This is a genomic window from Paenibacillus sp. FSL H7-0943 (assembly GCF_037963265.1).
GTDB classification, from domain to species: domain Bacteria; phylum Bacillota; class Bacilli; order Paenibacillales; family Paenibacillaceae; genus Paenibacillus_AQ; species Paenibacillus_AQ odorifer.
This window is the reverse complement of sequence record NZ_CP150148.1, coordinates 6,647,669-6,661,484: the sequence shown is the minus strand read 5'-3', so window position 1 is coordinate 6,661,484 and position 13,816 is coordinate 6,647,669. Positions and strand designations below refer to the sequence as shown.

At 44.0% G+C, this 13,816-nt stretch carries 10 protein-coding genes; 8 read left to right on the top strand and 2 right to left on the bottom strand.

Features of this window, described 5'->3' with window-relative positions; all coding sequences use genetic code 11:
* Nucleotides 1–7: 7 nt before the first annotated feature.
* From NSQ55_RS29150 to NSQ55_RS29125, 6 genes are all read left to right on the top strand, one after another.
* Nucleotides 8–796 (top strand): SDR family oxidoreductase, encoded by a 789-nt coding sequence (locus NSQ55_RS29150; protein ID WP_076181913.1) that lies wholly within the window; start codon nucleotides 8–10, stop codon nucleotides 794–796.
* Nucleotides 797–1,018: 222 nt separating this feature from the next.
* Nucleotides 1,019–1,267 (top strand): type B 50S ribosomal protein L31, encoded by a 249-nt coding sequence (locus tag NSQ55_RS29145; RefSeq protein WP_036682161.1) that lies wholly within the window; start codon nucleotides 1,019–1,021, stop codon nucleotides 1,265–1,267.
* Between the two features lie 131 nt (nucleotides 1,268–1,398).
* Nucleotides 1,399–1,920, top strand: coding sequence for a YcxB family protein (locus NSQ55_RS29140; RefSeq protein WP_076124082.1), 522 nt, complete (start codon nucleotides 1,399–1,401; stop codon nucleotides 1,918–1,920).
* 83 nt (nucleotides 1,921–2,003) lie between these two features.
* A complete protein-coding gene (locus NSQ55_RS29135; protein ID WP_339170417.1) occupies nucleotides 2,004–3,578 on the top strand; it encodes a diguanylate cyclase in 1,575 nt (524 codons plus the stop codon).
* Between the two features lie 33 nt (nucleotides 3,579–3,611).
* Complete coding sequence (locus NSQ55_RS29130; RefSeq protein ID WP_339174639.1) at nucleotides 3,612–4,319, top strand: DNA alkylation repair protein; 708 nt, start codon at nucleotides 3,612–3,614, stop codon at nucleotides 4,317–4,319.
* Between the two features lie 213 nt (nucleotides 4,320–4,532).
* Nucleotides 4,533–7,250: a CHASE3 domain-containing protein gene (locus NSQ55_RS29125; RefSeq protein ID WP_248548935.1), complete on the top strand. Its 2,718-nt coding sequence runs from the start codon at nucleotides 4,533–4,535 to the stop codon at nucleotides 7,248–7,250.
* Nucleotides 7,251–7,709: 459 nt separating this feature from the next.
* Here NSQ55_RS29125 and NSQ55_RS29120 read toward each other — a convergent pair whose 3' ends face one another.
* Nucleotides 7,710–8,750, bottom strand: a complete 1,041-nt coding sequence (locus tag NSQ55_RS29120; RefSeq protein WP_076140656.1) for a stalk domain-containing protein — start codon at nucleotides 8,748–8,750, stop codon at nucleotides 7,710–7,712.
* 191 nt (nucleotides 8,751–8,941) lie between these two features.
* Between NSQ55_RS29120 and NSQ55_RS29115 the strand changes: the two genes are divergently transcribed.
* Together NSQ55_RS29115 and NSQ55_RS29110 are read left to right on the top strand one after the other, a co-directional pair.
* On the top strand, nucleotides 8,942–11,515 hold the full coding sequence (locus NSQ55_RS29115) for a DUF2339 domain-containing protein (RefSeq protein ID WP_339170414.1): 2,574 nt from the start codon (nucleotides 8,942–8,944) through the stop codon (nucleotides 11,513–11,515).
* 34 nt (nucleotides 11,516–11,549) lie between these two features.
* Nucleotides 11,550–12,263 carry an HAD family hydrolase gene (locus NSQ55_RS29110; protein WP_076278268.1) on the top strand — a complete coding sequence of 238 codons (714 nt, stop codon included), beginning with the start codon at nucleotides 11,550–11,552 and terminating at the stop codon, nucleotides 12,261–12,263.
* A gap of 93 nt (nucleotides 12,264–12,356) precedes the next feature.
* Here the strand turns inward: NSQ55_RS29110 and gdhA are convergent, their stop codons facing one another.
* A complete protein-coding gene (gdhA, locus tag NSQ55_RS29105; protein ID WP_036682144.1) occupies nucleotides 12,357–13,742 on the bottom strand; it encodes an NADP-specific glutamate dehydrogenase in 1,386 nt (461 codons plus the stop codon).
* Between the last annotated feature and the right edge of the window lie 74 nt (nucleotides 13,743–13,816).

The following is a 13,816-nucleotide window of genomic DNA, read 5'->3' as shown; positions in this document are numbered from 1 at the left end:
ATTAATGATGGACTTGGGACTTCGTGGGAAATCAGTTTTTGTAGCCGCAGCAAGTAAAGGATTAGGACTCGCAACTGCGCTGGAGTACGCCCGTGAGGGAGCGAAGGTAATGATCGCCAGCAGGAGTATGGAGCAGCTTGTAGACGCACAGAAAGAGATTCAGGCAGCCACAGGACAGCAGGTGAACATGGTTCAGATGGATGTGACTGTCCCAGAGGATATCGTACATGCTATTCAAACGGCTGTAGCCCTAAACGGTGGGCTTGATATTGTAGTGACCAATGCGGGGGGTCCTCATGGCGGAGGTTTCGCTGATATGGAAGACGCGGATTGGAACCAGGGGTTTGAGCTCACACTGATGAGTACCATTCGTTTGATCCGTGAATCACTGCCGCATCTGCGCTCTTCTGGGGCAGGGCGAATCGTTAATATAAGCTCGATTTCTATCAAGCAGCCTATTGAGGGGTTGATTCTTTCCAATGTTTTTCGCGCTGGCGTGTATGCCTTGACCAAGAGCTTGGCTACTGAGCTGGCTGCGGATCGCATTTTAATTAATACGATCGCACCAGGGCGTATTGCAACCGACAGGATTCTTCAACTAGACGGCAAACGCGCGCAAGCAGAGGGGATCCCTATGGAGCAGATTCAAGAGGAAGCGCTGCTGCAAATCCCGTTAGGAAGATTGGGCACGCCCGAAGAATTCGGCAAGGCTGCTGTTTTTCTAGGCTCTTTTGCGAATACTTATGTTACGGGACAATCTCTTTTAGTCGATGGAGGAATGGTGAAATCGCTCTAACTCCGGCGTTATGGGTAGGCTTGGAAAGGTTATGGAAATATTAGTAATTTCAATATTAGTTGCTTTGTGCTCTAAATAAGCGTATGATGGAGCGGTGGTCTAAATCGTAAGATTTACGAATTTTCCTACGTTTATTAGGTTATACTATATATAAACCTACAGATCATTTGGATAATTTACCATAAAGGCTCCACGAATTTATTCAGAAGGAGGACGATCAGAATGAGAGAAGGCATACATCCTAAGTACAACCAAGTGATTTTCTTGGATGCAAGCGTAGGCTTCAAATTCTTGAGTGCATCTACTAAATCATCCAATGAAACTATGGAATGGGAAGACGGCAACACTTACCCAGTGCTCCGTGTGGACGCAAGTTCCGCATCCCACCCATTTTACACTGGTAAACAAAGAGATACAGAACAAGGCGGCCGTGTTGACAAGTTCAAACAACGTCTTGCACAAAAGAAATAAGAATCCTTACGGATTGAAGAGGGACAACCCATGTAGAAGCAATCGCTTCGGGGATGTCCCTTTTTTGTGTTCAGGCATGTTAAAATGAGATGAATTTAAAAATATACATGGCGTCGAGGGAGCGATCAGTGATGGAAAATGTAATAAAAGTAGATACAGTCCTAAAGAGTGAAGACGTTCAGGAGTTTAACTTATGGTTCAGCTTGAATAGCCGGATTATACTCAACTCTTTTAGCGTAGTCGCTTACTTTATGATTTTGTTATTAATTACTAAGGATTACAGTACTCAAAGCATCTCAATCCTGGCTGTGACTGCTATAATTCTTGCCGCTGTCTTATGGTATATGACCAAGGCAAGCTTGATCAAAAAATCGAAAAAGGCGTTCAAAACAGATAACCTAATTCAGCAACCGCAAAATTATACGATTTCAGATGAAGGCATATCTTATCTTTCCGAAGCGGGCACTGGGCAAGTGAAGTGGGAAGAGATACATAAGATAGGTGAAACTACGAACTTGTTTGTGTTTTTTGTGTCCACACAGAGAGCGCTGATTATCCCTAAACGTTTCTTTGAATCGGCACAAGATAAAATAACATTTAAGGATTTAGCCAGAAAATATATGTTCTCCAATCGGGTGAAATTTAAAGCATAAGATGTGCTGTTATTGTTGATTCATTTGTACCAAGGATTAGGCTATAATGATAGGAGCGACTTGAAAAATAGGAGAAATATGGCATGCCATGGATTCAGGGATATCCGTATTACTTATTAATGGGCAGTGTTCTAAGTCTGTACATGGGCGTCAGCTCCTATCGGCACCGTAAGTTAGCAGGGAGACGCTATTTGTGGATCTTAATGCTGTTAGTCAGCCTTATATTTGTTGCAACGGCGGGAGAGATTATGTCACCCTCTTTTCAGTCTAAGCTGTGGTATAAGAATGTACAGCAGGCTCCGCTTTTTTTTAGTGCGCTCTTTACTTATGCTGTGGTAAAAGAATACGTATCTCCTTCCACAGGGCGCCTGCCCGTGAAGCTTGCCATCTTCTCTATCCCTATTGTTATGGATGTACTTCTTATTTTTACGGATAGCTATCATCATCTGATGCGCAGTGAAGTGTCCGTCCTGACGGTTGCGGGTGTTAGTGGAATTGCTGTAAAGCCTACGCTCCTTAGTATGGCTTTTATTGCGTATGATCAGCTTTTTGGGCTATATGCAGTCTGCTTGCTTGCAGTTTCCCTACTGAATACCCCGAGAGTTTATTTGCGGACTAATGTCCTGCTGTTGGCGGGTTTGCTGGTTCCGGTTATTTCCGTCTTTTTACTCCCCCTCTTGAAGATTACCATTACAGGTTTTACGGCGTTTACTTATTTGCCTGCGATTATAGCGGCTTATTTTGCACTTTTTGTTAGCTCCAAATTAACCATCTTCCCTCTAACCAAAAACAAAATTCTAGAGCACATGAAAGACGGCGTAGTTCTGACTGACCGTTATGATAATATCATTGGCATAAACGATGCGGCGACTGCTATTTTATACGACATTACCGGAATAGCGAACGATAATTGGATGGGAAAAAACATTGATCTTTTTACGAAGTCTCACAAAGACATTGCAGCTCATTACAGTCAGAGGACGGAAGGACAGTTTGAGGTAGTTTGTTCTGGCGCAGGGGAGCTCTGTTATGGGGTTTCTTTAATTGCTACGGAACATGCGACAACAGAGAATAAGGGTATGCTTATTGTGTTTAGTGATCATAGTGAGAAAAAGCGATATGAGCGTGAACTGGTCTATCAGGCAACGGTTGACGATCTGACAGGGCTTTATAATCGCAGGCATTTCATGCAAAGGGTTCAGAATCAAACGATCCCGGATGGATTAGGGTTGGCTCTGCTGTTATTTGACATCGATGATTTTAAATTAATTAATGATACTTATGGTCATTTAGCGGGCGATCAGGCGTTAGTTGATTTCTCGAATAAAATACTTCAGGTATACCAGAATAAAGGTATTGCTGGAAGAGTAGGTGGCGAGGAATTTGCTGTATGCTTTTTCGCTGAAGATAAACGTGCAGCCTTAAAAGAAGCAGAGAATTTTCGTACAATGATGAGTGATTACACGATAATCTTGAATGAACAGGATAGCATTCATCTTACCGCAAGTATCGGCATCTCTTTTACGGAGCGTAGAGAGGTGACTTTCGAAGATTTATATCGGGAAGCGGATGAAGCGTTATATCACTCTAAGAATACAGGGAAGAACAGAGTTACGTTAGGTCGTGAACCGATCATAAGAGAAGCGGTAAAGGGATAAGAACATCGAAGATAAGGGAGTGGCCTAATGAATCTGACTGTTGATGAAGTGATGAGCAAGCTTGAGGAGATGGGTACAGAGCAGACGAAACGTACTTTCTTACGACATGGCGCAGTGGAACCTTTATTTGGAGTAAAGGTAGGGGATATGAAGAAGCTGGTTAAGGATGTGAAAAAAGATCAGAGTCTGGCAAGGGCTTTGTATCAGACAGGCAATTACGATGCAATGTATTTGGCTGGACTAACGGTCAATCCTAAGAGTATGACGAAGGAAGAGCTTCAAAGCTGGGCTTCGGCGGCCAGTTGGCATGCGGTAGTGGAATATATAGTATCCCCTCTCGCCGCAGAGAGTCCATATGGATTGGAACTTGCGAGAGAGTGGATTCGTTCCTCGGATGAACTAATAGCCATTTGCGGCTGGAGCACTTATGCCAATTACATTTCAATTACACCGGATGATAAGCTGGACATCGCTGAAATTAGGGAGTTGTTACAACAAGTAGGCGCTACTATTCATCAGGAGCGGAATCGTGTCCGTTATACGATGAATACTTTCTTAATTATGGTGGGCAGCAGTATCACAGAACTGCATGAGGAGGCAGCAAAGATCGCAGCAGGTATAGGTAAGGTCCAGGTGAACATGGGACAAACCGCTTGTAAAGTTCCCATGGCTGTTGATTATATTGCTAAGGTTGAACAAGCTGGGAAGCTTGGTGTGAAGAAGAAAACTTGTATTTGCTAAGTTAGATATTTAGGTAACCCTTCAAGGTGAAAGGCACTTGTGGGGTTTTTTTTATTCCGGGAAAAACAAGTGTTTCAACCCTGCGGAAATTGTTTAAATTAGCAGCAGTCAAAATTTACATAGAAGAATTAATGAAGCCTTATTCAAGTAATCTTTTACAATGATGTAGAATAGAAAGGGGTTTATAGTTAGAAGACAGGACGGAGGCTAGTTGTGAACAAACGCCGATTCACTTTGCAGTATAAAATACTGTCAATTACAGTTTTAATCGTGATCTGTCTATTAGGATTCGTTTTTGTCATGCATGGAAGAATCAATGCACTACAGCGGGAAACCAGCTTCATCTCTCATCAGGATCGAGAGATTACTAATTTAGCTAATCTAATTGAGAAGAATATTTTGGATATGGAAACCGGACAACGCGGATATGTCATCACCGGCGATAACAAGTATCTGGAGCCCTACAATTTGGGTAAGGCTGAATGGGAAGCTAATTATGATAAGCTCTACGTGCTGACTGCTAATGATTCTTTACAGCTACAGCGTCTGTTGGGTATTGAAAGTAAAATTAAGCAATGGATCGAACAGTCCGGAAATTATGTGATCCAGTTGAAAAAAGAGGGACAGGACGTTGAGCTCCTAAGATACTTTAATTCCGACGATGGCAAAGATCAAATGGATCGGATTCGTAATCAGATCAGCACTTACCGCGAGACGATGAAAGAGAACACCAACAGTCTGATAGCTAGACAAGCAGACAAGAATAAATTATTGCTAGAGCTTCTTTATATTGCTTGGGCAATTATAGCGGTTACCGCGATGGTCGCTTCGTGGATCAATTCACGCTCCATCGTTAGTACGGTTCGTAAAGTTACCCATACGATTGCAGAATTGGAATCTGACGAAGATATGAAGACAAGGATAGAGATCACCACGAATGATGAGATCAGGGATCTGAGCGTAGCTACGAATCATCTGATAGACACGCAACAAGAACGGATATGGATTCAGGCTAACGCAAACGAACTGTTGGCGAGGTATCAGGGCATCACACATATCTCGCAACTGGGCGATATTTTTCTTGGCAAAACCGCAGAAGTGATCAATTACCCATATGGATCCTTATATGTTCGAACACAGGATCATGATCGGGATTTCTTTAAGAGAGTCTCTATTTTTGGCGGAAGCAGTAACATTCCAGATCAGCGGGCATTCCAGACCGGAGAAGGTCTAGTTGGACAATGTGCTAAAGAGGCGCGTTTGATGCAAATACAGGATCTGCCGGAGGATTATATTAGCATACAGTCTGGGCTGGGTGTTTCTGCGCCGAAGGCGCTTCTGTTAATGCCGATTTCTTTTTCGGGTGAGGTAGTTGCTGTGGTGGAAATCGCCGCCTTTGCTCCACTTACGGAATTGCAGGTTAAGTTCCTAGGGTCTATTTCGAATGCCTTTGGCTCTGCAATTAACAGCACGATTAACAGTATGAAGATTGACCAACTTCTGGCACAATCTCAGCGTCTAAACGAAGAACTACAGGTATATACCGAGGAACTACAGACTCAGTCTGAGGAGCTGCAGATCCAAACGGAGTCACTGCATGCAACAAATAGAAAGCTGGAGGATAAGAATCTGCTGGCGGAACAAAAGTCATTGGAGGCGGAAAGAGCTCAAATGGAGCTTAGTGAATACACAGAGTTATTGCAGCAAAGCTCACAATATAAATCTGAGTTTCTGGCTAATATGTCTCATGAACTGCGAACTCCGCTGAACGGCATTCTGCTGCTCTCCGAATTTCTTATGGAGAATCAGTCGGGAGCTCTAAGCGAAGAGGATATTGAATTCTCAAAAGCCATTCATTCTTCGGGACAAGATCTGCTGGCGCTGATTAACGACATTCTGGATTTGTCCAAGGTTGAGGCAGGAAAGCTGAATATTGAAATTGAAGCGATAAATATATCGGAGATTCCGGAGGCAATGATCCAGAACTTCAGTCAGCTTTCCCGCAAAAAAGAGATTCCTTTGCAAATACAGCTCGGAGAGGACTTACCCCCGCTGTTCTATTCGGATGCTCAAAGAGTACGGCAAATTATTATAAATTTGCTGTCCAATGCGTTTAAGTTTACAGCGGAAGGCGCAGTCACTCTGGAAATCCGTTTAGCAACTAAGGACGAGTTGCTGGATTTGGCAGGTTCGTATACAGGGGAATTTATTGCCTTCGCCATCAAAGATACTGGAATTGGGATTTCAGAAGACAAACAGTCAATTATCTTCGAAGCATTTCAACAGGCGAATGGAAATACAGAACGTCAATATGGGGGAACTGGGCTTGGTTTATCCATATCCAGAGAGCTGGCAACATTACTTGGTGGTAGAATTACGCTGGAGAGCCAAGAGGGTGTGGGTAGTGTCTTTACAGTGTATTTGCCTTTGCAGCTTGAGGCTCCAAGCCTTGAGGAAGTGGCTGATCAAGCGACTGTTATTCAAGAGATCGGGAGTGGAGTGGTACTTGCCGCTACAACGGCTGAGGATACACGTACTGACTTCACTTCTCTGAATCAAAAGCATGTACTTATCGTGGATGATGATGAACGGAATTTGTTCGCTTTATCAAATACCCTAAGAAAGCGCGGGCTGCATGTAACTACAGCTACTAACGGAGAGAGCGGCCTGTATGAACTGGAGCAAGCGGCTTCTATAGATATCGTTCTTATGGATATTATGATGCCAGTGATGAACGGGTATGAGGCAATCAATCGGATCAGACAAATGCCCGCAAAGAAGGATATTCCCATCATTGCACTGACTGCAAAAGCGATGAAGGAAGATAAGGCTAAAATCCTACAGGCTGGGGCAACAGATTATCTCAGTAAGCCTGTTAACTTGGAGCGTTTATTAGCGTTGATGCAATTGATACTGGCTAGCGATTCATGAGCTAGACCTCCAACTTCGGACAACTCGAGTGAAGTTGCGCGAACGAAGTAACTATAATCTGCTCTGCTATCGGACACAGCTGACCGTTAACGCAGCTTTTTACCACATTTGTAATTCTAACGGACCCCACTGACGCTATTGGCATAAAAAACATCGAATATGCCCCTCTTTTTAATGAATAGTGGCGCTGGAGTCCGAAACGCTGCTCTGAAGGCAGAAAATTCGCAAATAAAGTCAGCTGGGTCCGTAAGGCTCGCGATTATGATCATCCCAAACTCTGCAGCAAGGCAAGTAAAAGTGTGACCAAGCGTTCAGCCGGCTTTCGTTTACCTCACAAATCGGCTGAAGCGAGTCAGCCAACCTATAGTCTATAACGCAAAACAGCGATCCTCCCATAACGGAAGGATCGCTGTTTTAATGTCTCTTTGGAATCTTTTTAATAAGATTCCAGTCTCTCTCTTATTGTTGTGCAGAATCTACTACAACTTTGACAGCTGTGCCGATGGGTGGCAGGCTTCTGGTCAGCACTGGGCTGTAGAATCCGATAACTTTTGTGCCTTTAACAAGCTCGCTGCTTTTAACAGCTTCGCCGTCTTTGTTAATGAGCACTGTGTCTTCGCTAATGCGCAGTACTACTTCTTTTTGTGACAATTCGCTCAGGCCACTACCTTTAACAGTGATACTGATATTTCCCTTATCGTCTTTTTGAACTTCTTCAATAGTACCAGCAGTACCTAGAAGATCATCTTGTTTTTGCTTATCCAGAACGGTGATTTTGTAAGTTGGTGTTTGTGGCGGAAGACTCATAGTCATGACCATGGAGTGTTCTGCTTTTACTGTCATCCCGATATGGAGATCTTTGAGTGCAATTTTAGTGCCGTCAGCCATCTCAATAGCCGTATCTTCCCCTACATTTAATACGATTCCATCCGTACCTACACCTTGGATTTGAACGGATTGGTATTTACCACCATCATAGACTGCTGTAATCACACCAGTCTTAGTCATGTGCTGCTCGGCGGCATTTGTGTTGATCACAATGGAATCTCCCTTCACAGTCATGTTTTGATGAATTACTTCGCTTAAAAAGGAAGCTGGGACATACAAAGTGGAGTCAACCAATTGTGGTGCAGTTCCAAGTGTTGTATTCATTTTGTTGATACTATAACGGTCTTCTCCAGCTTTCACTGTAGTGAATACAGCGCCATTGATAAGTTCAACGGATTTATTCTGTGCATTCCAGGTTAATTCAAATCCAAGGGCTTCAGTAATTGAACGTAGTGGTACCATCGGCTCTTTACCGCTTGTGCTTTGGAAGCCTGTTTCTTTAATAGTCGATCCGTTGATTTCAATCGCAAACGTCTTTTGATTAACGCTAGCGGAGGTTTGTGTAGCCTCATTTTTAGCAGAAGTTGTGGTGGGTGCAGCATAAGCTGCTCCTGTAGAAAGTGCTAGGGACAAAGTTAAAAGAACTGTACTTGTTTTTAAAATGTTGTTCATGGTTGTGAGCTCCTTTTAAAATCTTTTGTTAGTGTTGTTATTATTCTGACGGGACACCCCTCCAAAATGTTGCAGTTTTTTTGCATCCCGATTGTAATCTTCATTCACTGCAAATATAAAAAAAGCATAAGACCCTCCAGCTATATGTAGTAATATGTAAGTATTAACAATCGCTCACATAAGGAGGCGCTATGGAGTCATTCAAAGATCGACTGAGATTCATGAAGGTACAGCAGGACGGGCTAATTAAGGAATATGAGGCTCTGATCGCGGAATATGAAAGTCACGATCTGGTCAACGAGAATGAATACTTGAAGAAGCAATATGAGAAGCATAAGCTCACTTTGGTCGAGCTAAAGACTCAGGTAGGTAAGCTTCAAGAAGAGAATACTGAGCTAAGAGTTGCGCTAACGGAACAAATTTTAGATGAAAAGCTGGGCATTCTAAAAGTGTCGAGGCAGAAGCTGCAAACTTATTTTGCCTCTAGAAGCCACGCTCATACGGATCGGCTGACGGCTTTTGAAGTGGAGACGAAACGCCATATTCAGCAGCTGTACCACACAGCCTCCAGGCAGCTGGGTGAGGAACAAGCAGAGATATCCAGTCGACTCGGGGCGTTGGCGGCAGAATTAAATGAGCGTGTGCTGGCACAGCGGCAGAGACTGAGGGAAGCGGAGCTTCGCCTCAACTCGGGCATGGATAATGGATTACATGATTTTGCTTCGGAAGAGATCAGTGAAGAGGTGCTTAAGCGCCGAAGAAAACAAAATCAGATCGAAATGAAGATTGGACTAAGCTGGATTAACAAGCTGGGTATTCTACTGTTGATTTTGGCGGTGGGGGCAGGCTTCCGGTATACCTATTCCAACTGGTTCACAGGTTATATGAAGGGAAGCGCTTTTTTTCTACTGGGATTATTGATGCTGGGAGGCGGGGAGTGGCTATACCGCAAAGGAAAAGGCACCTTCGCTTTAGGGCTGCTTGGCGGCGGGATTTCGGTGCTGTATGGCTCTATTTTTTATAGCTATTTTCTGCTTGATATTATTAGTATATATGTAGGGTTATCCTTGTCTGTACTCGTTACTTTAACTGCGGTACTCCTGTCTTTAAGGTATGAATCACGGAGTATTTGTGCGCTGGGCTTAATCGGAGGATATCTGCCCTTATACTCTTATCTGGGGGCGTTTGGCCTTTCGGGCAACGCGGTTTATGTGGCTATGGGTTACTTGTTTTTATTGAATTTATTCATCTTATTGATTTCTTTCCGCAAACGCTGGAACGTTGTCAATTATATCAGCTACTTATTTAATACACCCTCCATGCTCATATTAATAGCTTTGTCGGATAGCAACGGAATTAATATGTGTTATGCTGTTTTGACTTTTGCGATGTATCTGGGAATTACCTTGTGGTACCCGTTCAAATATCGTTCCAAGCTGTCCTGGTGGGATTTCTCTCTCTTAGGATGTAATACGTTTATTAGCTGTCTCACCTTGTATATTTTATTTATGGATGCAGGACTGAAGGATTACAATGGTGCACTGGCGTTGCTTTTCTGCCTGCTGTATCTCGGTCTGGGTCGAGGGCTTGAGAAGCTGATGCCACAGGAAAAAGAAAGCATGCTGCTGTTCTACGCCACTTCACTGACCTTCGGCATATTGATGATTCCATTTCAATTTGGAGCGGCTTGGTGGTCCATCGGTTGGCTGATTGAGGGCGTCGTTCTTACGCTGTATGGCAATCTGAACCGCTTTAAGGGGATGGAAAGGGCAGGCTGGGGCATTATGATGCTCTGCCTTGTAGTATTCTTCTGTCTAAATGTACCGACGCAGTGGGTCGCAGACTATCAATGGACGAATTTTAGAGATGTCTACTTCCCGCTAAAATATGTCTTTATCACAGCAGGCATGCTGATTGTCGCGGTGTTGTATGCTGTTCAGCATAACCGTAAGGATGCTCTTCAGCGCAGCGAACCTTATGAAATCACCTTAGCGTTGTGGTTCAAATATGCGGCGTTATTAAATTTCTGGATCTACGGCTTGTATGAATCGGGAAGATTGTATCATCTGGTTGTACCGGAGGATTTTGCGCATAGAACCTTCTATAATTTGCTGCTGTCCGCTGTATGGACCTTGGTTCTGGCTTACGTGCTGCCAAAGGTGAAGGTGCTGTATGACACGATTGTTAAATATTTTGTGAGACTTCTGTTTGGGATTGGCTACGTCATTTGTATAGTGATTACAGTAGGTCTGCCAAGTCTGCAAAATAATTTCGCGCAAAATACAGCAGCTGATTATATCGCACTGGCCGTACTGATTATCTTTAATATCTTTGTTTGGTTTAGCGGACGTGATCTGCTGATTGCAGCGCTGAATCGCCAGTTTAAGAGTATGGAGATCTATCCTGTTTTCATGGCGATTTATCTACTCGGCATTACCACCGCTTTCCTAGGAGTGCAATTGCAATTGAGTGATGCAGGGTTAATTTTTAGTCTCATTTATCTACTGTTAGCAGTTCTATTTATCATGTATGGCTTCCGCAAAAGGTATGTGTACATCCGGCGCTTCGGCCTTGGATTAACGCTGCTGGCCACGGGCAAGCTGCTGCTCTATGATTTGGGTCTGCTGAATACTGGCAGCAAAATCATAGCCTATGCCAGCTTTGGTATCTGTTTGCTCGGCATCTCCTATCTCTATCAAAAGGTGTCAAACCGGATGGAGGAGGGCCAGACAACCACCGACAATGGCAATGGTACTAAGGGATAAAACACAGAGAGAATAATAGGAAGGAAGACGGTGGATGTACGAGACTTATATTTTCGACCTGTATGGCACATTAATCGATATTCAGACAGATGAGGAGAAGCAGGAGGTATGGGATCGATTATCGCTCCATTTCGGATATCAGGGGATGTCCATAACAGGAAGTGAGCTACAGGCACAATTTCTGCGGGAGAGGGATTTACAGCTCGCCGAAGCCGCACGGAATTGTCAGTATCCAGATTTCGTAATGGAGGATGTGTTTCGTTCTGTGGCCCGTCAATTGGGTGGGGAACCGGATCAAGCGTGGTTACATGAAACGGTTAGATGGCTGCGGACATTATCGATGATCCATATCTCACTTTATGAGGGTGTGGTTGAAATTCTGCAAACATTAAGAGAACGTGGCAAAAAGGTGTTTTTGCTCTCCAATGGCCAGAAAACCTTTATAGAAGCAGAATTAATGATGCTGGGTATTCTTCCTTTATTCGATGGCATTGCCATTTCCTCCGAAGCAGGAGTGAGTAAGCCGGATCCGCTATTTTATCGTTATTTAGTTGAACATTATGGAGCGGATTTGCGTTCGGCCATCATGATCGGGAATGATCCCCGTACGGATATTGCAGGGGCGCTAACGATAGGAATAGACTCCTGTTACATTCGTACGGCTTCTTCACCCCACGATACGACTGTGGAGAGTACTCAATCGATTTGGGACGGGGATTTGCGGAAGATCCCCGGATGGAACGCTTAGACACACAAAAAGTCCCCGTAACCGGATTCTTGCTGACCGGTTACGGGGACTTTTGTATGTCAGGCGTTCGTGACTAGAGCGCCGGTAATTTATTTAGATTACACCTTCAGCCAGCATAGCGTCGGCCACTTTTTTGAATCCAGCGATGTTCGCTCCTGCAACAAGGTTGCCGGACTGTCCATATTGCTCGGATGCATTTACAGATTGTTCGTAGATAGAAACCATGATTTCATGCAGCTTCGTATCTACTTCTTCAAAGCTCCAGGACAACCGCATGCTGTTTTGTGCCATTTCAAGCGCAGATACAGCTACGCCGCCAGCATTAGCAGCTTTAGCAGGTGCGAATAGTACGCCAGCTTGTTGGAACTGATGAATAGCTTCAAGGGTGGATGGCATATTGGCACCTTCGCCTACTGCTTTTACACCATTCTCAATCAGTTTCAATGCCATGGCTTCATCAATCTCATTCTGAGTAGCACTCGGAAGGGCGATATCACAAGGAATGGTCCAAATTTGCGTGGAATCTTCAGTATACACAGCGTTAGGATGTTCATTCACATATTCACTAATCCGTTTTCTTTCGACTTCTTTCAGGCGGCGGACGGTTTCGAGGTTAATCCCATTTTCGTCATAGATATATCCGGCGGAATCACTACAAGCTACGACTTTAGCGCCTAGCTGTACAGCTTTTTCGATCGCATAGATCGCTACGTTACCAGAACCGGAAACAACAACGCGGCTTCCTTCAAAGGAAAGGCCTTTTGCTTTCAGCATCTCGTTTACGAAATAAACTGTACCGTAACCAGTAGCCTCTGTCCGAGCCTGACTTCCGCCGTAACCAATACCTTTACCAGTCAATACGCCAGCCGGATATCCTCCGCGGATCCGCTTGTATTGTCCGTACATGTAGCCAATCTCACGACCACCTACACCGATATCTCCTGCAGGAACGTCTTGGTCAGGACCGATGTAATTTTGCAATTCAGTCATGAAGCTTTGTGCAAAACGCATGATTTCGCCTTCGGATTTACCTTTAGGATCAAAGTCGGAGCCGCCTTTACCTCCGCCGATGTGTTGGCCGGTAAGAGCATTTTTGAAGATTTGCTCGAAACCAAGGAATTTGATAATACTAGCATTAACGGATGGGTGAAAACGAAGTCCACCTTTGTAAGGTCCAATTGCACTGCTGAACTGTACACGATATCCACGGTTAACTCTGACCTTACCTTGATCGTCTGTCCAAGGAACACGGAACATAATCAAACGTTCTGGCTCAACCAATCTTTCCAGAATGGCATTTTCCTGATACTTAGGTTCAGCAGCGAGGATTGGAAGCAAAGATTCAAGGATTTCCTTTACGGCCTGATGAAATTCGGGCTCAAAAGGATTACGCGCAACAACCTGTGCGTATACGTCTTCGATATAACGATGTGCCTTGTTGCTGTTTGTGTCTAATTGCTGGGTAGATACAGAGCTCATGAATTCAACCGCCTTTTCTAGTATTCATTTGGTCCAACACTTTTTTTATATTTTGGCACAAGTCAATGTTCCTC